The organism is Streptomyces sp. NPDC041200, assembly GCF_055591805.1.
Map to the genome: position 1 here is coordinate 325,534 of NZ_JBVIZF010000005.1, position 19,517 is coordinate 345,050.

14 protein-coding genes and 6 pseudogenes are annotated in these 19,517 nt (G+C 68.1%); 10 read left to right on the top strand and 10 right to left on the bottom strand.

Annotated features, from left to right (window positions below; genetic code table 11):
* Nucleotides 1-912, bottom strand: coding sequence for an SDR family oxidoreductase (locus ACZ6CL_RS16735; protein ID WP_468936698.1), 912 nt, complete (start codon nucleotides 910-912; stop codon nucleotides 1-3).
* Nucleotides 913-1,059: 147 nt separating this feature from the next.
* Between ACZ6CL_RS16735 and ACZ6CL_RS16740 the strand changes: the two genes are divergently transcribed.
* Nucleotides 1,060-1,698 (top strand): TetR/AcrR family transcriptional regulator, encoded by a 639-nt coding sequence (locus ACZ6CL_RS16740; RefSeq protein WP_468936700.1) that lies wholly within the window; start codon nucleotides 1,060-1,062, stop codon nucleotides 1,696-1,698.
* 428 nt (nucleotides 1,699-2,126) lie between these two features.
* Here the strand turns inward: ACZ6CL_RS16740 and ACZ6CL_RS16745 are convergent, their stop codons facing one another.
* Nucleotides 2,127-2,441 (bottom strand): hypothetical protein, encoded by a 315-nt coding sequence (locus ACZ6CL_RS16745; protein ID WP_468936703.1) that lies wholly within the window; start codon nucleotides 2,439-2,441, stop codon nucleotides 2,127-2,129.
* An 18-nt stretch (nucleotides 2,442-2,459) separates the two neighbouring features.
* Between ACZ6CL_RS16745 and ACZ6CL_RS16750 the strand changes: the two genes are divergently transcribed.
* Complete coding sequence (locus ACZ6CL_RS16750) at nucleotides 2,460-2,585, top strand: hypothetical protein (protein WP_468936706.1); 126 nt, start codon at nucleotides 2,460-2,462, stop codon at nucleotides 2,583-2,585.
* 283 nt (nucleotides 2,586-2,868) lie between these two features.
* Here ACZ6CL_RS16750 and ACZ6CL_RS16755 read toward each other — a convergent pair.
* Nucleotides 2,869-3,471 (bottom strand): annotated as a pseudogene (locus ACZ6CL_RS16755) (integrase core domain-containing protein); the annotation flags it as partial.
* A 27-nt stretch (nucleotides 3,472-3,498) separates the two neighbouring features.
* The gene (locus ACZ6CL_RS16760) at nucleotides 3,499-4,554 is read right to left on the bottom strand and encodes an integrase core domain-containing protein (RefSeq protein WP_468936708.1); all 1,056 of its coding nucleotides are present in this window, start codon (nucleotides 4,552-4,554) and stop codon (nucleotides 3,499-3,501) included.
* Between the two features lie 865 nt (nucleotides 4,555-5,419).
* Between ACZ6CL_RS16760 and ACZ6CL_RS16765 the strand changes: the two genes are divergently transcribed.
* Both ACZ6CL_RS16765 and ACZ6CL_RS16770 read left to right on the top strand, forming a co-directional pair.
* Entirely contained in the window at nucleotides 5,420-6,010 is a 591-nt protein-coding gene (locus ACZ6CL_RS16765) for an ankyrin repeat domain-containing protein (RefSeq protein WP_468936710.1), read from the top strand.
* A 74-nt stretch (nucleotides 6,011-6,084) separates the two neighbouring features.
* Complete coding sequence (locus ACZ6CL_RS16770; RefSeq protein WP_468936827.1) at nucleotides 6,085-7,197, top strand: integrase core domain-containing protein; 1,113 nt, start codon at nucleotides 6,085-6,087, stop codon at nucleotides 7,195-7,197.
* Nucleotides 7,198-7,204: 7 nt separating this feature from the next.
* On the opposite strand, the pseudogene ACZ6CL_RS16775 reads toward ACZ6CL_RS16770, so the two are convergent.
* A pseudogene (locus ACZ6CL_RS16775) lies at nucleotides 7,205-7,600 on the bottom strand (integrase); the annotation flags it as partial.
* 504 nt (nucleotides 7,601-8,104) lie between these two features.
* A complete protein-coding gene (locus tag ACZ6CL_RS16780) occupies nucleotides 8,105-8,365 on the bottom strand; it encodes a hypothetical protein (protein ID WP_468936712.1) in 261 nt (86 codons plus the stop codon).
* Between the two features lie 116 nt (nucleotides 8,366-8,481).
* Here ACZ6CL_RS16780 and ACZ6CL_RS16785 point away from each other — a divergent pair, with 116 nt between their 5' ends.
* The gene (locus ACZ6CL_RS16785; RefSeq protein WP_468936715.1) at nucleotides 8,482-8,757 is read left to right on the top strand and encodes a hypothetical protein; all 276 of its coding nucleotides are present in this window, start codon (nucleotides 8,482-8,484) and stop codon (nucleotides 8,755-8,757) included.
* Between the two features lie 767 nt (nucleotides 8,758-9,524).
* Here the strand turns inward: ACZ6CL_RS16785 and ACZ6CL_RS16790 are convergent.
* Both ACZ6CL_RS16790 and ACZ6CL_RS16795 read right to left on the bottom strand, forming a co-directional pair.
* Nucleotides 9,525-10,871 (bottom strand): FG-GAP repeat domain-containing protein, encoded by a 1,347-nt coding sequence (locus ACZ6CL_RS16790; protein ID WP_468936718.1) that lies wholly within the window; start codon nucleotides 10,869-10,871, stop codon nucleotides 9,525-9,527.
* A 612-nt stretch (nucleotides 10,872-11,483) separates the two neighbouring features.
* Nucleotides 11,484-12,271 (bottom strand): annotated as a pseudogene (locus ACZ6CL_RS16795) (integrase core domain-containing protein).
* Nucleotides 12,272-12,422: 151 nt separating this feature from the next.
* On the opposite strand from ACZ6CL_RS16795, the pseudogene ACZ6CL_RS16800 reads away from it, so the two are divergent.
* The 4 genes and pseudogenes from ACZ6CL_RS16800 to ACZ6CL_RS16815 form a co-directional block, all read left to right on the top strand.
* Nucleotides 12,423-12,654, top strand: a pseudogene (locus tag ACZ6CL_RS16800) (TerB family tellurite resistance protein); the annotation flags it as partial.
* Nucleotides 12,655-12,912: 258 nt separating this feature from the next.
* Entirely contained in the window at nucleotides 12,913-15,033 is a 2,121-nt protein-coding gene (locus tag ACZ6CL_RS16805) for an MMPL family transporter (protein ID WP_468936721.1), read from the top strand.
* 133 nt (nucleotides 15,034-15,166) lie between these two features.
* The gene (locus tag ACZ6CL_RS16810; RefSeq protein WP_468936724.1) at nucleotides 15,167-16,534 is read left to right on the top strand and encodes a sensor histidine kinase; all 1,368 of its coding nucleotides are present in this window, start codon (nucleotides 15,167-15,169) and stop codon (nucleotides 16,532-16,534) included.
* Nucleotides 16,531-17,202, top strand: a complete 672-nt coding sequence (locus ACZ6CL_RS16815; protein WP_468936727.1) for a response regulator — start codon at nucleotides 16,531-16,533, stop codon at nucleotides 17,200-17,202. Before ACZ6CL_RS16810 ends, ACZ6CL_RS16815 begins: the two co-directional genes overlap by 4 nt.
* A gap of 131 nt (nucleotides 17,203-17,333) precedes the next feature.
* On the opposite strand, the pseudogene ACZ6CL_RS16820 reads toward ACZ6CL_RS16815, so the two are convergent.
* Nucleotides 17,334-17,798, bottom strand: a pseudogene (locus ACZ6CL_RS16820) (transposase); the annotation flags it as partial.
* A 62-nt stretch (nucleotides 17,799-17,860) separates the two neighbouring features.
* Here ACZ6CL_RS16820 and ACZ6CL_RS16825 point away from each other — a divergent pair.
* Nucleotides 17,861-18,942, top strand: a pseudogene (locus tag ACZ6CL_RS16825) (integrase core domain-containing protein).
* On the opposite strand, the gene ACZ6CL_RS16830 reads toward ACZ6CL_RS16825, so the two are convergent.
* A complete protein-coding gene (locus tag ACZ6CL_RS16830) occupies nucleotides 18,943-19,314 on the bottom strand; it encodes a hypothetical protein (protein WP_468936730.1) in 372 nt (123 codons plus the stop codon). It abuts the pseudogene before it with no gap.
* Between the last annotated feature and the right edge of the window lie 203 nt (nucleotides 19,315-19,517).

The window sequence follows — 19,517 nt, forward strand, 5'->3', positions numbered from 1 at the left end:
TCAACTTTCGCGATGGCGGGCGGTCCGGGTGCGCTGCTCGTAGGCCGCGCGGGCCGACCGGTCGGACAGGGCGGCGAGCTGGTCGGGGACAAGGAAGTGATGCAGGGCGTCGCGGGCACGGCCCGGCAGCAGCGCGGCCAACCGGGTCAGGGCGGCTACCCGGCGCGGAACGAAGACCTCGAACCGCGGGCGCAGCACGACGTCGAGCACCGCGTCGGCGACCTGATCTGTCGTCAGGCGTCGGGTGGGGCCGGTCGCGGTGCCCACGGCCAGCTCGGTGTCCACGACGCCGGGCATCACCAAGGACACGTGCACGCCGGTGCCGCGCAGTTCGGCGCGGACGGCGGTGCTGTAGCCGTGGACGGCGTGCTTCGTCGCCGCGTAGGTCGCCTCGCCGGCCGGGGCGACCTTGCTGGCGGCGGAGGCGATGTTCACGACGTGGCCGCGACCGCGTTTCCGCATCTGCGGGATCACGAGTTTCATCCCACGCAGTACGCCGTGGACGTTGACGTCGAACTGGCGCAGGGCAGATGCCTCCGGTTCCTCCTCGAAGGGGCCCACCCACATGATTCCGGCGTTGTTGATCAGTACGTCGATCGGCCCCAGCTGGGTCTCCACGGAGTGCAGGAAGCCTTCGAAGGAAGGTGTGTCGGCGACGTCGAGAGACAGCCCGAGCAGCGGGCCACCGTGATGCGCGCCGATGGCACCAGCCGCCTCCACGGCAAGCTCCGCGTCGAGATCGCCGATCGCCACGGCGGCTCCGGCTGCGGCGAGCCGGGCCGCGACGGCACGCCCGATTCCGCGGCCCGCCCCGGTGACCGCAATCACTTGGCCGGTCAGCGGTTGTGTGCGGGGGAGCCTGTCGCGGTCTCTTCGGCTGAACGTGTACGGGTCCTTGGGCGGTGCTGCCACGGTCTAGCCCCTTTCTTGCCCTGAGCAGAAGCGGAACCCCGAGCGGCAATCGGCGGCATATCTGACACGATTCCATGTCAGATGAACTGACAAGCTAGAGTGTCAGTTCAGACCACACCGATGTCAACATCCCTGCGAAGGGAAAACATGACCGGCACACAGACCGCCGGGCGGCGCTACGGCGGACGCGACGCGGCGCAACGGCAGCAGGAGCGCCGCACCCGCCTCATCCAGGCGGGCCTCGACCTGTTCGGCACGGCCGGATATGCCTCAGCCTCCGTCAAGCAGGTGTGCTCGCACGCCGGACTGACCGAGCGCTACTTCTACGAGTCCTTCCGCGACCGCGAAGACCTTCTCGCCGGGGTCTACAACGACCTGATCACTACGATCAGCGCCGAAACCGCGCAGGCAGCAGCCGCTGCAGCACCCGATGTCGACGCCCAACTGCGCGCCGCCCTCGAGGTGTTCATCCGCGCACTGGCCGGCGACGCCCGCATGGCCCGCCTGGTGCTCATCGAGGTCGTGGGCGCCAGCCCCCGCCTCGAAGTGCGCCGCCGTGAGGTCCTGCACGAATTCGCCGCGATGGTCGCCGCCGTCGTCGGACCGCTGCCTGGCCCGGAAGCCTCCAGGAGGCTCACCATGACCGCGATGAGTCTGGTCGGCGGAGTCAACGAACTCCTCGTGGACTGGACGCTCGGCCACCAGAACGCCACCGTCGAGGAACTGATCGACGTGTGCCATACCCTGTTCATCGCGGCCTACCGAGCCATCGGTGATCAGCCCTGACCACGCAGGCCCGGATTCCTGCGGGAGCTTCGGCACCGGCTGGTGGCCCACGTCCTCTGCTTGCCGGCCCGGGGCACTCGGCGACCTGGTTCGATCGGGGTGGCTGGCCAGAATCGTTGCGCAGTGAAGGCAAGCGCGGCGCATCTGCTGACCATCGACTGCCGGCCGGGTTATATGTCGATCATCCATTCGGACGTGGCGCAAGGTGATGGGGCTGTGCGGCCGCGAACCGTGAGGGGCCCGTCGCGTCGGGGGAGCTGCTGAACGGCGGGGAATCACCCGCCGCCTGCGCCCCAGCTGGCGCGCCTGCCCCACGGTCCGGCCCGCGGGGGGCGGGAGCGAGCGGTATGTGCACCGCTGCCTGGCCGCGCCACGCGTACGCCGAAGCGCCCGAGGAAGGCGATTGCCGCGGGCGTCGGGCGTTCCGGTCAGGCGGTGAGGGTGGGGTAGTCGGTGTAGCCGGCCGCGCCGCCGCCGTAGAAGGTGGTGGGGTCGGGGGTGTTCAGGGGTGCGCCTGCACGTACGCGCTTGACCAGGTCGGGGTTGGCGAGTGCCATCGAGCCCACCGTGATGACGTCGGCGATGCCGTTCTCGATGTCCTTGGCCCGGGTGGCGATGTCGGTGCCGGCGCGGTTGAGGATCAGCGTGTTGGGCCACAGCTCGCGCAGCGTGCCCAGGAGTTCCTCGTCGCCACCGTGAGCGAGGTGCAGGTAGGCGAGGTCGAGGGGGGCGAGGGCGCGCACGAGGTGGGGGTAGAGCTCGTGGGGGTCGTCCTCCGCGAGGTCGCCGAGCTGGAAGGGGGTGCCGGGGGAGAGCCGGATGCCGGTGCGGTCGGCGGCTGGGTGCCCTCGGTGATGATGAGGGCGTGCGAGGCGCGCTGGGCGTAGTACTCGGCGTTGAGATCGGTGCGCTGTCCGGGGTCGCCCTGCTGCGGGTCAGGGGGGACATCGCCAGACGGTGCGGCAGGGAGATCTTTCCGGCGACGGTCGGGGTCCACAGGGTGTCGAGCATGCGTGGTTCCTTGAGGTTGTTGGTGGCGGGGCGTCAGAGCGGCTGGCATTGCGGTGGTTCAGCCGGCCAGTTGCGCGGCGAACTGCGCCTCGAGGGCCGGGTACAGCAGGGCCAGGTCGTCGTGCAGCGTTGCGGGTGCCGATAAATCATCCACGCAGCTCAGGCTGCGTGCTGGTACTCGTGGAGCGCTCCGCCGAGTCGGTCTCGTCGGTCGATTTCCATGTGGGCGAGCTGGGCTTGTTTGGCGATGGGTGCGGGTAGCGGGCGGCATGGGGCGGCTTGCTCGAGTGCCCTGTGCGGGCGGTGTTCGTTGTAGAAGGACTCGTACTCGCGCAGGGAGTGGAGGAGGTGGCTCTGGTTCCAGATCAAGGTCCGGTCCAGGAGTTCGACGCGGCAGGTCTGTATCCAGCGCTCCATGAGCGAGTTCATCCGCGGTACTCGAATGCCGGTGGTGACGACCTTCACGCTGGCATCGGTCATCAGGGCGTCGAAGGCGGCTGTGAACTTCGAGTCGCGGTCTCGGATCAGGAACTTCGCCTTGCTGCCCGCATCCTCGAGGTCCATGAGGAGGTTGCGACCGAGCTGCACGATCCACTCCGCGCTGGGGTGTGCGGTGGCGCCGAGGATCCGGATGCGCCTGGTGGTGTGCTCAATGACAGCGAAGGCGTACAGGCGCGCCCCCGTCAGAGTGCGGACTTCGAAGAGATCGCAGGCGAGTAGAGCTTGGGCCTGGCTGCGGAGGAAGTCCGCCCAGGTGGTTGTAGGTGCCAAGAACTGCGTCCATGCTGGTCACGCGGCATGCTGGTACTCGTGCAGGAGGCCGCCGAGGTGATCGCGTCGATGGATGCCGAGATGGGCAAGCTGGTCGGGGTCGGTGATCGGGTCGGGTAGTGGGCGGAGTGGTGCAGCGCTTGCGAGAGTGCGGTGGGGTCTGTGCTCGTTGTAGAACGCCTCGTACTCGCGCAGCGCGTGGAGGAGATGGTTCTGGTTCCAGATGAGCGTGCGGTCGAGGAGTTCAGCTCGGCATGAGCGCACCCAGCGTTCCATGATCGCGTTCATGCGTGGCATGCGGACGCCGGTCTGGACGACTTTGACGCCTTCGGCTTGCAGGACGGTGTCGAAGGATGCCGGGTACCGGCCGTCTCGGTCCCGGATCAGGAACTTCGCATTGATGCCTGCGTTGTGGAGGTCCATGACCATGTTGCGGGCGAGTTGGGTGACCCAGGCGGCGGTGGGATGTGCGGTCGCGCCGAGGATGCGCACGTGGCGGGTGGCGTGCTCGATCACCGCGAGGACGTATAGCGTCGCTCCGTTCAGAGTTTTGGTCTCGAAGAAGTCGGCGGCGAGGATGGCCTGGGCCTGGGAGCGCAGAAAGGTTGCCCATGTGGTGTGGTCGCGTTCGGGTGCTGGGTCTATGCCGTGCTCCTTGAGGATGTTCCACACGGTGCCGGCGGCGACCTTGATGCCGAGGGAGGCGAGTTCGCCGTGGATACGCCGGTAGCCCCAGCTGGAGTTTTCTCGTGCCAGCCGTAACACCAGGGCGCGGATGGAACGAACCGTGCGGGGTCGTCCCGGGCGCTTGGGGCGTGATGCTTTCGCGTGGCGGCGGCGTAGCAGGTCACGGTGCCATCGGAGCACCGTGTCGGGTGTGACGATCAGCGGTAGTTGGCGAAGGCGTACCCGGGGGAGGCGATGTAGGAGGGCGGCCAGCAGCGCGCGGTCTGGCCAGGTGAGCTTCGGTTTGTCGGTCTGTCGCTGCAGCACGGCGAGTTGGTGGCGTAGCGCCAGGATCTCGGTCTCTTTGTCGCGCTCACTCTTCGGCAGGAGCCGCATCAGGGTGAACATGCTCGTCAAGGTCAGGTACCACCATGCTGGCGTGGGAAAGGCTGAGTCGGCAATCAAGGGCGTCCTCTGCCGTCAGTTGACCGGCGGGCCCACCGCAGCGCTCACCGTCATGACCAGGACGGATAGAGTTTCTGGCACCTACAGGGTCATGAGAACCCCTGATTCCGGGGGCGACGGGCCGTCGAGGTCCGTCGCCCCCATGCTGATGACATGGAGTCGAACCCGGGGGACCGCAGTACGGCTTGGCGTGCCGACCTGGAATGCGACCGTGGGTTCCGGTGGTCCTTGTGGTCACGGGCTGCTGGCGTACAGTCCGTTAGGGACGACCTGGGGACCGCCACGTATAACGATCCCAGGAATGCGGCCAGCGCCCCGAACGGCCGAACCATTGGCTCAGGATCCGTCCAAATTGGCCTAGGCCGCCGTCTCGATGCCTTGACCTGTGGCTTCTGTAGCGGGGCCGGGATTGGCTCGCATACTGTCCAGCTTCGTGGCGCACGGATTTAGCTAAATCAGCCCACGATGGAACCCGTAGCTCATGGAGCGCTGTGCAACGGCACTCCTGAGTTCGAGCCCTGAATTGCTGATGACACTCAATCCGGGGACATCCCGGGGCACGATTGGCGCGTGACCCCGCACAAAACGGGCTGGTGACCTGCCGCTTGGCCGCGGCGGAGTCACCAGCCCGAGCCGGTGGCCACTCACTGCGTACCGTGCTCCTCTGGTGCGGCGTCCGCAGCCATACCCTGCGCAGGAAGGGCCAGCTCCCCAGCCGCGCCGCGGTGGCCCTGCGGCACCCGGTGTCCTCTGACATCGAACCTGGACCGTTTGCCAGTGAAGTTGGACGGCCAGGCATGATCACGACATGAACCAAGCGGAGCAGTTGGTGCGGGCGGCCAAGGATGGCGACGCGGCTGTGGTGGCACGATTGTTGAGCGAGGGTGCCGGGGTGGACACACCGAACGCGGCTCGGCGCACCGCACTGGATCTCGCGGCGAGGCAGGGACATGCCGGGACCGTCCGGTTGCTGCTCGCGGCGGGGGCGGACCCGCAACAGCAAACAGGCGAGTACGACGAGACGACGCCTCTGTGCCAGGCAGCGATGCACGGGCACACAGAGGCGGTGAGGGTTCTTCTAGGTGGCGGTGCCCCGATCTGTGCCCAGGGCAGAATGGGTTACGTACCGATAGTGCTGGCAGCGACCTCCGAAGACCACGGACACCCGCAGACTGTAGACCTGCTCTTGAATCATGGGGCGGACATCGATGCGGTGATGAAGAACAGGACGGCACTGGAGTGGGCGGCCGCCTTCGGACAGGTGCAGATGGTGCAGCATCTGCTCGCTCGCGGCGCAACGCCGACGGGGAAGGCGCTGGAGGAGGCACACCACCGCGCGCAGCGGTTCCCGAAGGCAGCAGAGCAGTACGCGCTCATCATCGATGCCCTGCGTGCCTGAAGGGTGTCTTTATTGCCGTACGGTGGTTGACCTACGGCTTTGCAGTCGTCTACGTGTGGGCGTGATCAATGATTGTGGGTCTGCGACTGCTCTACCTGATCTTCTCTCGACTACTGGGCTGCTTACTCTTGCTGGGCCGATCGACCGCCGCGAACAATGCTGAGATCCTCGTGCTTCGTCATGAGGTCGTTGTGCTGCGCCGGCAGATCGAGCGCCCGCGGCTCTCATGGACTGATCGTGCCGTGCTCTCCGCTCTCGCACGGCGCCTGCCACCCGCATTACGCCGCCATCGGCTGGTCACCCCGGGCACGCTGCTGGCCTGGCACCGCCGTCTGGTGCGCTGGAAGTGGCGCCAGACGGCGGTCGGCCCCGGTCGTCCACCATTGCCGAAAGAGACAGTTGCGCTCATCCAGCGCCTGGCAAGGGAGAACCCGACCTGGGGGTACGTCAGAATCCAAGGCGTGCTCCGACGGCTCGGGCATCGGGTCGCCGCCGCCACGATCCGGCGCGTCCTGCGCCGCTCCGGCCTACCGCCCGCACCGCAGCGCGCCTCCCAGCAGACTTGGCGCTCGTTCCTGCGCTCACAGGCCCACACGCTGCTCGCCTGCGATTTCATGCACGTGGAGACCGTCTTCCTCAAGCGTCTCTACGTCTTCTTCGTCGTGGAGATCACCACCCGGCGTGTCCATGTCCTGGGCGTCAGCGCACGCCCGACCGGCGCATGGGTCACCCAACTCGCCCGCAACGTGCTCATGGACCTCGGCGACAGGGCTGGGTGTTTCCGGTTCCTCGTCCGTGACCGGGACAGCAAGTTCACCGCCGCGTTCGACGCCGTCTTCGCCGGCAACGGCACAGCCGTCATCCCGACACCGCCTCAGAGCCCACGGTCAAACGCGTTCGCCGAACGATGGATACGCACAGCCCGCACCGAGTGCACTGACCGACTCCTGATCACCGGCGAACATCTGCGCACCGTCCTCACCACGTATGCCGAGCACTACAACGTGGGACGGCCCCACCGCAGCCTGGACCTACGAGCCCCTGACGACGACCCGAACGTCATCCCCCTACCTGCTGCTGGCACAATCAGGTGCCGCCAGGTACTCGGTGGACTGCTCAACGAGTACCACACCACGCCACTCCGATTGCCTCACCATCGACAGGGAACGCCCAGCTCAGCAGCCTGATCGGAATATTGACACCCTTCAAGCCCCATGAGGTGTTCTCCTTGGCCAGACGCAGGACCAGGGCGCGGATCGATCGGATCGTGCGTGGGCGTCCGCGTCGTCTGGGTACGCAGGTCGCGGCGTGGCGCCGCCTGAGCAGGTCACGATGCCAGCGCAGGACCGTGTCGGGCCGGACCAGCAGCAGAAGGTGCCGCAGTCTGTCTTTGGGGAGGTGGTGGAGCAGGCTGACGAGGATGGCGCGGTCTGTGTCGGTGAAGGTCGGCTTGCCGACCCGGCGTTGCAGGACCAGCAGTTGGTGCCGGAGTACCAGAATCTCGACGTCCTTTTCTCTGTCGCTCATCGGCAGGAGCCGTAGGAACGCCAGGGCGTTGGTCGCGGCGAGGTAGGCCAGACGCAGCAGCACGACAGAGCATGATGCCGCCGGCGCCCGCGCAGGTGAAGACCCCGGGGTGAACGCCGAGGAGAACCGAAGATCCGTGATCAGTCTGCCGACCCGCGTGGATGATTTATCGGCACCCGCACTGCTCCGACACTCGCTATAGTCCCACCTGCGTGCAACAAGCCGCCAATGCCAGCCGAGCAAGGTTCCCGGTGTCACAGGGAACACCTGCGCCCAGCGACGCCGAGGTATCAGCGAAGACAATGCCGCGAACCACAACCGGTCCGGCCACTGATACCGCACCGGCCTCGCAAGTTGCCTGCGCAGCACCGCGTTCTCATGCCGGAGCACGAGCAACGCAGCGTCTCTGGACGTCTGCCGATGCAGCAGCACCGCAGGGACTGAGAGAAGCTTCCTCGTGACCTGATACACCAGTGACACGATCACCTGGACATGGGCCCAGCACGCCCGCTGATCCCGCCAGACCGCCTACGACCTGCAGCGACGCATTTCTGAACGGCACAGGTCTCACGCCTGGTCGTCGTCCTTGTTGTCCTCGGGGTACGGGTCGGGCATGTGGCGCGCTATGAGCGGCCGGAGCCGGCCGCCGAGCCGGTAGCTGCCGACCAGTGCTGCGAGCCCGACCGTGATGGTCAGCAAAGGCATGTGCCACAGCCAGTTCGCGACGCCCATAGCGGCAATCGCGATCACGGAGGCGAACATGATGACGACACAGCCGCTCGCGCCGCGCCTCGCTTTGTCGGCGTCGTCCGTCTGAAAGGGCTTCATGGGGCCGGGAGGTCCTGCATAGCTCATATGGCGCCCCCGTTGACTCGAGTTGGACGTATCGGGTGGTGTGCAGTGATCATGCCTCCCACATTGCCACAGACATCCGAAGTGAATTCGTGGAACACGGTCGTCGGCATGTCGTGGTCTGCTCGCGAAGGGGGCCAGACCCGGTCGAGGGGGCGGTGCGGCTCGCTGGGGAGTTCCACATCTACGAGTACAAGACGCCGCAGACGGCGGCGCACTGGGTCAAGACCATGAAGGCCAACGGGGATTGCCGGCAGGTCGACAGGTTCACGCTCGCCTGGACCGCGCGCGCTCAGAAGTTCACGAGCAAAGAGCGGCGCACCGAGCTGGTCGTCGCGCTGAAGAAGGCGGTCGTCAAGCAGGGCTGATCGCCAGCGCGAACCAGCCCGGCCGCCTTCGTCCCTGTGGTCGGGCTTTCGCACGCCTCGGGGAAGTCTCGTGCCACCGCAGGGGACGGCAGTATCTGGACCCGCCCGTCCAGTTCACCGCTGCCCCGACGATCACCGGCGCGTGATGCGCATGGGTAACGATCTGGCTCGGCTCCACGGTGCCGGGCGATCGCCGCGGGATCACCGGGGGAGTCGTCGCCCGCCTCAACCCGGCATCCCGCCGGAACCGGACCCGCCCGATGATCTACACCAAGGCCATCGGCCGCCGACCGGCGTGAGTACCCACTCTTCATTCATACCAGACCCGCGACCTGCAACTTCACGATGCACGCCACTCGGGGCTGGACCCGCGATGGCCGCACGTTCTGCGGAATTGCTGTTAGGGTGCGGCCTGGGCCGCACCCCAACTTGGCTGATCGGCACCGCCGGAGACCAGTTCGCAGTCGGCTGAGCGCCCCCGGCGCGGGCCGCGTCCTGGGGTAGGCGCGATTGCCGTGGGAGGGGTAGGACTTGTCGTCGGCGACCGCGTCGGGGTGAGAACGTGGGCGTCCGATCGGGTCGCGGTCCCGGATCTTCTCCAGGACGGGGATGAACGGAGGACTGCCGGAGTCCTGTCCGGCGGTCAGGGTGATCGCGTGCGGGCGGCACTGGCAGGAGCGCCAGCCCCCTGAACCTCCGTCCAAGTGCAGGTCCCGGCCGGCACCCCAGGGCCAGCTGTTTCACGGTCTGGGACAACAAGCAGGTGTCTACGAACCTTGGTTCTTGCTGGGGGTGAGCGGGAAGGATGCCTCGTCGCGGTCCGTGCCGTCGGTGATCCACCATCTGTCCCCGCCGAAGAGTGCCAGTTCTGCGCGGCCGTCGCCGTCCCAGTCGTGGGCGTCGAAGAGCATGCCGTCGCTGGAGCCGTCGTCACCCGGCACGGAGCGCTTGGTGGCGCGCCAGGGCTTCGACCCGAGCCCGTGCTCAGAGCCGCCCCGCAGCACCTCGATCCGAGCGTCCCCCTTCTCTTTCTTCTTGGTGAGCTGGACGGCCAGGTCGTCGCAGCCATCTCCGTTGAAGTCTGCGGCGGCGAGCTTGCTGCCGAAGCCCTCCTTGAAGTCGCCGCCTTCCATGGTGATCCACTTCCCCGGCTCCTTCCCGTAGCGGACGCTGACCTGACCGCGCCGGTGAGGCGTGTCGTCCTCGTCGTAGCTGGCGACGAAGCTCCGGCCGACGGCGACGTCCTGCCGGCCGTCGCCGTCGAAGTCGCCGAAGACGACGTTCTCGCCCTCCGGTAGCCGCTCGGGCTCCTTGCTCAGGCCGTCGGCGGTATGGGCGCCGCCGATGAACAGCAGGGGCGGATCCCACGGGGAGTCGTAGAGCGCGAGATCGGTGGCGCGGTCGTCGTTCGCGTCCCCGGCGACCAGCACGGGAGTCGCGCCCTTGTGGACGGGGCTGGGGATCTTCACGGTCCGGGCGGGGGCACCCGAGCGCTTGAACGGTCCTTTGAGGACGACGAGTTCGCCCTGCTCCTCGCCCGAGTCCTTGAAGACCGCGAGGTCGGTGTGGCCGTCCCCGTCGAAGTCGCCGGCGATCGGCGCGGTGTGGTAGCCGCTGCCCGGCAGCGGGACGCGCCCGTGCGGCCCGTCGGCCCGCGGGCCCTTGCGGCCTCCCCACAGGACCTGGGCGGCGCCGCTGACGACGAGGTCGGCGTGGCCGTCCTCATCCAGGTCGGCAACCGTGGGCTGGAACGGGTCGTCGCCCACCTGGATGTCGTCCGGCACACCGAGGTCGTCCTGGGTGAGAACGGTCGTGCGGTCGTGATCCGGACCGCGCTCGGAGCCGGGCACGACGACCACGTCGACCTTCAACGACCGGGAGATCTCGTGCACCAAATCGACGGAGCCGTCCCCATCGAGGTCGGGGGTCGCGGGCGTGTCCTCACGCGCGGAATCGACCGGTCGGCAGGGACTGCCGGGTACCGGGCGCACGCCGTCGTCGGACGGGAGATGGACAAGGAACGCCACAACCGCCACCACGACGAGAGAGGCCACCACGGCGTGCCACACGCGCAGGTGGCGGAAGAAAGGACCGCCTGCCGTCGGAAAGCGCATTAGCCCACTTCACAGGCGTGGACGCGGGTCGCACAAGGAAGTGGATCATTCTGTTACGGGGGTGATGCACGACGGCCCTGCCCCCTGTTGCGGTCCACGGGTACGTAGGGCGGTGCGCCAGGGCCTCTTCCGGGAAGCGATGCGTGCGGCCCAACTGCACGGCTGGGATGTCTGCCTGATCCTCACGCCGTCCGCCCAGTAGCTCACCGAGGACGCTGAGGGCGAGGTCGAGGGAGTATCCGGCGGAAAGCCCGGCAGCACCTCCCGGATATGGCCCGTCGGCCAACGAGCCTGGCCAGCGGCCTTCTTGGGGACTCTGCGATCCGGGCAGTCGGTGGAACCCGTCGCCCGTCGCCGGTCCTCCGTCATCCGATACCCCCCACCGGCCAGGCGCACGACCGTGCGCTACCCCAGCAGCTCGACCGCCATCACCTCGGCGGTCAACTCCCGCCTCCACAACAGGTGGAACAACACGGGCAGCGTCGGCCAGCCGGCCGCGTCGGCCCGGCCATTAGCGGCCCGGGTTACGAGAAGACCGTCATCAGCCGGGTCCAGCAACAGACGTCGCCGACGCCCGCGCACTGCCCTTGCCGGAAACCTCATCCGTGCAGGTCATGCCGCATGTTGGTATTCGTGGAGGATGCCGCCGAGGCGATCGTGTCGGTGTATGTCGAGGCGGGCTATCGTGTCGGGATCGTCGATCGGTGGGGGCAAGGGGTGCAGCGGTCTGGCGTTTGTGATGCCCTGGTGTGGCCGGTGTCCGTTGTAGAACTGTTCGAATTCGCGCAGGGTGTGGAGGAGATGTCGCTGGTTCCAGATCAATGTCCGATCCAGGAGCTCGCGGCGACAGGTCTGTATCCAGCGCTCCATGATCGAGTTCATTCTTGGCATCTGGATGCCGCTGAGCACGACTCGGGCGCTGGGTCAATGCCTGCCTCCTCCAGGATCTCCCAGACGGTGGACGCGCCCACCTTCACCCCCAGCACAAGCAGCTCGCCGTGCAGGCGCCTGTACCCCCAGCTGGGGTTCTCCTTCGCCAGGCGCAGCACCAGGATGCGGATCGAGCGCACGGTACGCGGTCGTCCCGGGCGTTTGGGCCGGCAAGAGGCGGCATGGCGGCGAGCGACGAGGTCGCGGTGCCAATGCAGCACCGTGTCGGGGCGTACGAGCAGCCGTAATCTTCGCAGGACGCGCAGTGGCAGCCGGTGCAACAGCGCCGCAAGGAACGCCCGATCGCTCGGCGTGAACCGAATCTTGTCCTTGCCGAGTTGGCGTTCCAGCACGGTGATCTGATGGCGCAGGGCGAGGATCTCCGTGTCCTTGTCCCGGTCGGTCATCGGCAGCAGGCGAAGCATCGCGAACGCGTTCGTCACACCCAGGTAAGCCAGTCGCAGCAGCACGATCGATCATCATGACGCCGTGATGGCAACTGTGCGAGAGCGTCAGCTCGAGCGGACGCGGCCAAGATTTCGGGACACCCGAAGAACCGCCCCCACCAGGGCGGATGAGGTTTCCGGCAAGGGCAACCTGTTCGTCGAGATGGACATCGGCGAACCCTGCGGGCCGGGCTGGCCATAGAGCTCCACGAGCCCTGGACCCGCTGGCGCCCCACCTGGCCCCCGCCGGCCGGGAGGCCATCCTCCTCCAGGGCGCCCGTATCGCTCTCGCCGACGCGCCGTACACGCCTGCCGAACGGGAGACCCTCGCTACGGTGGGCGCTGCGCTGACGATCTGTGCGGATGATGTGACGCGATTGCTCACGGCGGCGCGGACGCCGTCGTGAGCCCCGGGTGGGCCCGGGCCCCTCGTGCCCTCCCGGCGGGGGATTGATTTCTGCTGCGGGTCGGTGAGGGCTGGTCGCAACTTCCCCGCGCCTCGTCCGGGGCGGCGCGCCGTCCGCCGACTACTCCCCGGGGAGTAATCCGCACCCGCCGTCGCCCCCGGCAGTACGCGTCACCTCGCCCTCCCGCCCGACGAAAGCCGTGGTTCTCACCGGAAGTCTGGGGACCGAAGCAGACGTCACCCGGAGGGAGATCGGCCAATGGGGGCCGAAGAGACAACCACGACGAGGACGGGACGCGGGCGAGCCGTTCCATGGGCGGTGCTCGGGCTGTGGATTGCCGTGCTCGCGCTCGTCGGGCCGTTCGCGTTGAAGCTCGCCGACGTGCAGCAGGACCGGGTCACCGACTACCTGCCGGCGAGCGCGGACTCGACGCAAGCGGCGAAGATCCAGGAGAAGTTGCCCGGGGGCGAGACCACGGAGATGGTGCTCGTCTACCACCGGGACGGCGGGCTCAGCGCCGCCGACCGGGAGACCGCGGCCGGGCAGGTCGCGGAGATCACCCGGCAGCACGAGCTGATCGGCGGTGCTCCCAAGGGGATTCCGTCCAAGGACGGCACGACCCTGATGTACCCGGTCGCCAGCAACGAGCCCGGGGCGAACGAGGAGCAGCGGGACAAGCTCGTCAACGACGTCCGCGAAGTCGCCCAGGGCGAAGGCGGGTTGAGCGTCGACGTGGGCGGCACCGGCGCGCTGGCCACCGACTCCGGCGCGGTCTACGACTCGCTCGGCGGACCACTGCTCTACACCACCATCGCCGTCGTCGCCGTGCTGCTGATCCTGATCTACCGCAGCCCCGTGCTGTGGCTCGTGCCCCTCGTCGTCGCCGGGATCGCCGACTACATGTCGATGGGTGTCGCCTACGGCCTCAACCAGGCCTTCGGCACGACCGTCTCGGGGCAGAGTTCGGCTGTGATGACGATCCTCGTGTTCGGGGCGGGCACGGACTACGCGCTGCTGCTCGTCTCGCGCTACCGGGAGGAGCTGCGGCGCATCGAGCGACCGTACGAGGCCATGGTCGCCGCCCTGCGCGGCTGCGGGCCCGCCGTGCTCGCCTCCTCCGGCACCGTCGCGGCCGGACTGCTGTGCCTGCTCGCCGCCGACCTCAACAGCAGCCGGGGCATGGGCCCGCTCGGCACCGTCGGCGTGCTGTGCGCGCTGATCGCGATGATCACCCTGCTCCCCGCCATCCTCGTACTGCTCGGACGGCGTGTGTTCTGGCCGCTCGTGCCCGCCTTCGGGAGCACGCCCAAGCAGCGGCGGAGCCTGTTCTCGGCGATGGGCAGCTCTGCCGGACGCAGGCCGCTGACCGTACTCGCGAGCGGTGCCGTACTGCTCGGCGCCCTCGCCCTGGGCTCGCTCAACCTGCCGGGACCGGTCAAGCAGGAGGACTCCTTCGTCGAAAAGCCGGAGTCCGTCGTCGCGATGAAGACCCTTGCCAAGGCCTATCCCGAGCACGGCAGCCAGCCCATCGACGTGATCACCCCGCAGGGCCGCGCCGACGAGACTCTCGCGGCCGTCCGCGGCACCCCGGGAGTCGGCAGCGCGGAGAAGGGGCGTACGGGAGACGGCTGGACCGAGATCTCCGTCTTCGCGAAGAGCGCACCCCAGTCGGCGGGGGAGACCGCCACCATCAAGTCCCTGCGGGACGAACTGAAGGGCTCCTACGTCGGCGGGGACAGCGCCCAGCAGATCGACCTGGAGGACACCAGCGCCCGGGACACGAAGATCATCGTGCCGCTCGTCCTCGTCTCCGTGATGCTCATCCTGATCGGGCTGCTGCGGAGTCTGGTCGCACCGCTGCTCCTGGTGGTCGCGGTCGTCGCGGTGTGGGGCGCCTCCCTCGGGATCGGCGGACTGGTCTTCGAATCGATCCTCGGCTTCGAGGGCACCGATCCGGGGCTCGGACTGCTGTCCTTCGTGTTCCTGGTCGCCCTCGGCGTCGATTACGGCATCTTCCTCATGCACCGGATGAGGGAGGAGTCCCTGGCGGGAGCGGAACCGGCCGCGGCGGCACTCACCGCACTGCGCACCACCGGCGGCGTCATCGCCTCCGCCGGACTGGTCCTCGCCGCGACCTTCGCCGTGCTGATGAACATGGGCCTGGTGCAGCTGGTCCAGCTCGGCTTCGTGATCGCCGTCGGCGTCCTGCTCGACACCTTCCTCGTACGGACGTACCTGGTGACCAGCGCCAGCGTCGCCCTGCGCCGGAAGGTGTGGTGGCCGGGAGGGCTCTCACGGGAGCCCGAGCCGGCCGAACGGACCGGACCGGCCGGACCGACCGAGCCGCCACGGCAGCCGGAAACCGTCGGCGCACCCTGAGCACCCTGAGCACGCTGATCGAACGTCTCGATCGAGCACGCTGATCGTGCACCTTGATCCGGCGGGCCCGCCCGGGTGCCTCTCCTTCCGGAGGGGCGCCCGGGTTCCCGCACGAGTACCGGAAGATGGAGCCGTGGAAGAACGGGGAACGACCACAGGGGTACGCGACCGGTCGGCGGCGGAGACGGCGGCCGGTGGCGGCGGGCGGTCCCGTCGCGTCGAGCGCATCATGTCCGCCATCAACCGCGAACCGCTGACCGCGCCGCGCCGCACCCGCAACGACGCGGTCCTCGCGCTGGGCGTCGCCGTGCTCGCCGTAGCCATCGCCCTGATGGGCGGCGAAGGGATCCGGCCCGACCATCTCGGCTGGAAGCTGCTGCTCGCCGGGCACGTGCCCCTCGTATGGCGGCGCCGCCGTCCGGTGGTGGCCCTGCTCGGGGTGGTGGCCTGCGTGGCTCCGTACTACGCCCTCGATTACAACCCCACCCTGCCCATCCCCGCGACCATCCTGGCGCTCTACACCGTCGCGGCGACCGGCGCCGTACGCCGCACGCTGCTCACCGGTGTCGCCGTCCTCGGCCCGACAGTGATCATCGACGGCCTCACCAACCCGAAGGGGGCGCTGGAGTCCCTGGAGATCTCCGGCTGGATCATCGCGGTCCTGTTCATCGGTATCGACGTCCGCTACTACCGCCGGTACGTCGCCTCCATCGTCGAGCGGGCCGAACGGGCCGAACGCACCCGGGAGGAGGAGGCCAGGCGCCGCGTCGCCGAGGAACGGCTGCGGATCGCCCGTGACCTGCACGACCTGCTCGCCCACAGCATCACGCTCATCGGCGTGCAGACGTCCGTGGCGGCCCACGTCCTCACCGCCGACCCCGAGCGCCTCGACCGCAAAGCCGTCGCCCAGGCACTGGACGACATCGCGGGGACCTGCCGGACCGCCCGGGGGGAACTGCGTACGACGCTGGAGGTGCTGCGGGCGCATGACACGGTCATGGGAGTGGGCGCGGATCTGGGAGCGGGGGCCGGTTCCGTGTCCGGTGCTGTTTCCGGGGCCGAGGACATGCGGGGGCCGCTGCCCGGGATCGACGGACTGGCCGGTCTCGCGGAGTCCGGCCGGGTGGCCGGGGCCAAGGTCGAACTGTCCGTCCGCGCGGACGGCATACCGCCCTCCGTGGGCGCCGCCGCCTACCGGATCGTGCAGGAGGCGCTCACCAACGCCGTACGGCACGGTGGCCGCGAGGACCTCACCGTGCGGGTGGGTCTGTGGACCGCGGACGGCGCACTGCGGGTGAGTGTCAGGGACGACGGGACGGGCGGGGACGCCGGCTCGGGCGTCGGGGTGGGCCCGTCCGACGGCACGCCGGGGTTCGGGCTCGTCGGAATGCGGGAGCGGGCCCGTAGCGTGGGCGGCACACTGGACGCCGGTCCGGCGCCCGCCGAGGGCTACGAGGTGACCGCCACACTGCCGCTGTCCCGGGAGGACGAGGTTCGATGACCATCCGCGTACTGCTGGCCGACGACCAGAACCTCGTACGGGCTTCCTTCGCGATGCTCGTTTCGTCGGCCGGGGACATGGAGGTCGTCGCCGAGGCGGGCACCGGGCGGGAGGCCGTGGCGCTGGCCCGGTCAGCGCGGGCCGAGCTCATCGTGATGGACATCCGCATGCCCGACCTCGATGGGATCGAGGCGACCCGGCTCATCGCCGCCGACGAGGATCTCGCGGGGGTGAAGGTGCTCGTCCTGACGACGTACGAGACCGACGAGCACATCGTCGAGGCACTGCGGGCCGGGGCGTCCGGCTTCCTCGTGAAGGACATCAGGCCGGCCGAACTCCTCGACGCCATCCGGACGGTGGCCGCGGGGGAGTCCCTCCTCTCGCCCGGTCCTACCTCGCGGCTGATCGCCCGCTTTCTGCGCGCGCCGGACACCGCGACGACATCCGCGGTGGGCGGGCCGAGCGGGCTGTCCGAACGGGAACGGCAGGTGCTCGCGCTGGTCGCCCGCGGTCTCAACAACTCCGAGATCGCCGACGCGTTGGGACTCAGCCCGCTGACCGCGAAGACCCATGTCAGCCGGATCATGGGCAAGTTGGGGGCGCGGGACCGGGCACAGCTGGTGATCGTGGCGTACGAGTCGGGGCTTGTGATACCCGGGACTGTCTGAGTTTCGGGCCGACTCCGGGTCGGGTTCGGGTTGCGTTTCGGGGGTCTGTTGTGCGGTCCCTCAACTCCCTGTCGTTGCACGGGCATTGCTCTGTCCCTCGGTGCGCATTAGACGAGTAGTTCCGATGTGGCTCAGTGGTCGTAGGCGATGAGCGACCTGGTGATGGGTGCGCTGATGGTGCGGTTGCGCCAGATCGCGCAGGTCATGGCCAGGATCCGCTGGGCCACGCGGACGCCGACGCCCTCGATGGTGCGGCCGCTGTGCTGTTCGAGGTCGAGCTGACCCTTGAGGGTGTCGTTGACGGACTCGATCAGCTGTCGCACCGTCTTGAGCAGGGCTTCTCCCGGCCTGGGCGTGCCGCGGTTGCGGTAGGAAGGCCGTAGCATCTGGATACCGCGAGCAGCGAGGAAGCTGTCGAGTTCGGCGGCGATGTAGCCCTTGTCGGCCAGGATCAGCAGTTCGGGCCGGGCGGCGGCCAGGTGTGGTTCGTTGTCGATGAGGGTTGCCAGTACCTGTCGTTCGTCGATTTTGGGGTCGGCCAGGGCTCAGGTGACGGGCAGCCCGGCCAGGGTGCACACCAGGTGCAGTTTCAGGCCTGTGCCGCTCGAAAAGTCATCGCCGCAGGTGAGCGGGGCAGTTCGCTGGGATGATGCCTTCCGTGATCGTGTCCTTGCTGTACAAGGTGACCCGGAAGCTGCTCACTGTTCCGTCGATACTCCTCCGTCGCGGGACGGTAAAGGACGCGGAACTGCTGGTGCTGCGGCACGAGAACGCGGTCCTGCGCCGCCAGTTGACCGGACCGGTCCGCTACGAGCCTGCCGACCGGTTCTGGTTCGCCGCCCTGTCCGGGCTGATACCCCGGCGCCACTGGCGCGAGGTCTTCCCTGTCACCCCCGGCACCCTGCTTGCCTGGCGCCGCAGGTTCATCGCCGCGAAGTGGGAGTACACCGCGTGCCGGTGCCCCGGCCGTCCGCCCACCCCCGCAGCGGTCAAGAAGCTCGTCCTGCGGTTGGCCAGGGAGAATCCGAGTTGGGGACACCGCGGGTCCAAGGGGAGCTGACCCGACTTGGGCATCGGATCGCTGCTTCGACGGTCTGGGAGATCCTCAACGCGGCCGGCATCGACCCCGCGCCACGTTGCTCAGGCCCCACTTGGCGCGCGTTTCTGACCGCGCAAGCCGAGGGCATCATCGCGGCAGACTTCTTCCACATCGACACCGCCCTCGGCAGGCGGTTGTACGCACTGGTGTTCCTCGAGCACGCCACCCGGCGACTGCACATCACCGGGGTCACCGCCCGCCTCACACGGGACTGGACGGTGCAGCAGGCGCGGAATCTCACCACCGACCTGGGCATACACATCCAGACTCTGCGCTTCCTGCTGTGCGACCGCGATGGCAAGTACGGCGAGGCTTTCGACGCCGTCTTTCGGGCCGAGGAGATGAAGATCCTCAAGAGTGCGCCACAGGCTCCCCGTATGAACGCGCACTGCGAACGCATCATCGGCAGCATCCGACGCGAAGCCCTTGACCACGTCCTCATCATGAACGAGGCCCACGCCCGCCACGTCCTCGCGGCCTACGAGCGGCACTACAACGAGCACCGCCCTCATCAAGGGCGCAATCAGTTACCACCCGACGCCCCTGAACAACCTGCTGCGGTGCATGACCTCAATACTCACAAAGTCGTGCGTACCCGGATCTTCGGCGGTCTCATCAACGAGTACCGTTATGCCGCCTGATCAGCCGCGAGGACTTTTCGAGCGGCACAGGATGCAGCGCACGGTGCGTGGTCGTCCTGGGCGTTTGGGGCGGCAGGAGGCGGCATGGCGGTGTGCGACGAGGTTGCGGTGCCAACGCAGTACCGTGTCGGGGCGGGCGAGTAGCCGTAGTGTTCGCAGGACGTGCAGTGGCAGCCGGTGCAGCAGCGCCGACAGGTACGCCCGGTCGCTGGGCGTGAACCGGACCTTGCCCTTGCCGAGTTGGCGTTCCAGCACGGTGATCTGGTGGCACAGGGCGAGGATCTCCGTGTCCTTGTCCCGGTCGGTCATCGGCAGCAGGCGAAGCATCGCGAACGCGTTCGTCACACCCAGGTAAGCCAGTCGCAGCAGCACGATCGATCATCATGACGCGCTGACGGCAGCTGCGCGAGAGCGCCGACTCAAGTGACCGCGGCCAGATTTCGGGGAAGCCCGATGCACTGGCTCCCACCAGGACGGATGAGGTTTCCGGCAGGGCAGTCATTTCGAGACCACCACTGTGCACGCGGCCGGCGAGGAGATGCGAAACCTCGCCGCCGAGCCCCACACGTTTCTCA

Excerpts from the sequence above, each read along its gene's own strand:
- ACZ6CL_RS16765 (WP_468936710.1), top strand. The coding sequence starts at position 5,420 with ATGAACCAAGCGGAGCAGTTGGTGCGGGCGGCCAAGGATGGCGACGCG.
- ACZ6CL_RS16790 (WP_468936718.1), bottom strand. The coding sequence starts at position 10,871 with ATGCGCTTTCCGACGGCAGGCGGTCCTTTCTTCCGCCACCTGCGCGTG.
- ACZ6CL_RS16780 (WP_468936712.1), bottom strand. The coding sequence starts at position 8,365 with ATGAAGCCCTTTCAGACGGACGACGCCGACAAAGCGAGGCGCGGCGCG.
- ACZ6CL_RS16760 (WP_468936708.1), bottom strand. The coding sequence starts at position 4,554 with ATGTTCACCCTGATGCGGCTCCTGCCGAAGAGTGAGCGCGACAAAGAG.
- ACZ6CL_RS16815 (WP_468936727.1), top strand. The coding sequence starts at position 16,531 with ATGACCATCCGCGTACTGCTGGCCGACGACCAGAACCTCGTACGGGCT.
- ACZ6CL_RS16805 (WP_468936721.1), top strand. The coding sequence starts at position 12,913 with ATGGGGGCCGAAGAGACAACCACGACGAGGACGGGACGCGGGCGAGCC.
- ACZ6CL_RS16740 (WP_468936700.1), top strand. The coding sequence starts at position 1,060 with ATGACCGGCACACAGACCGCCGGGCGGCGCTACGGCGGACGCGACGCG.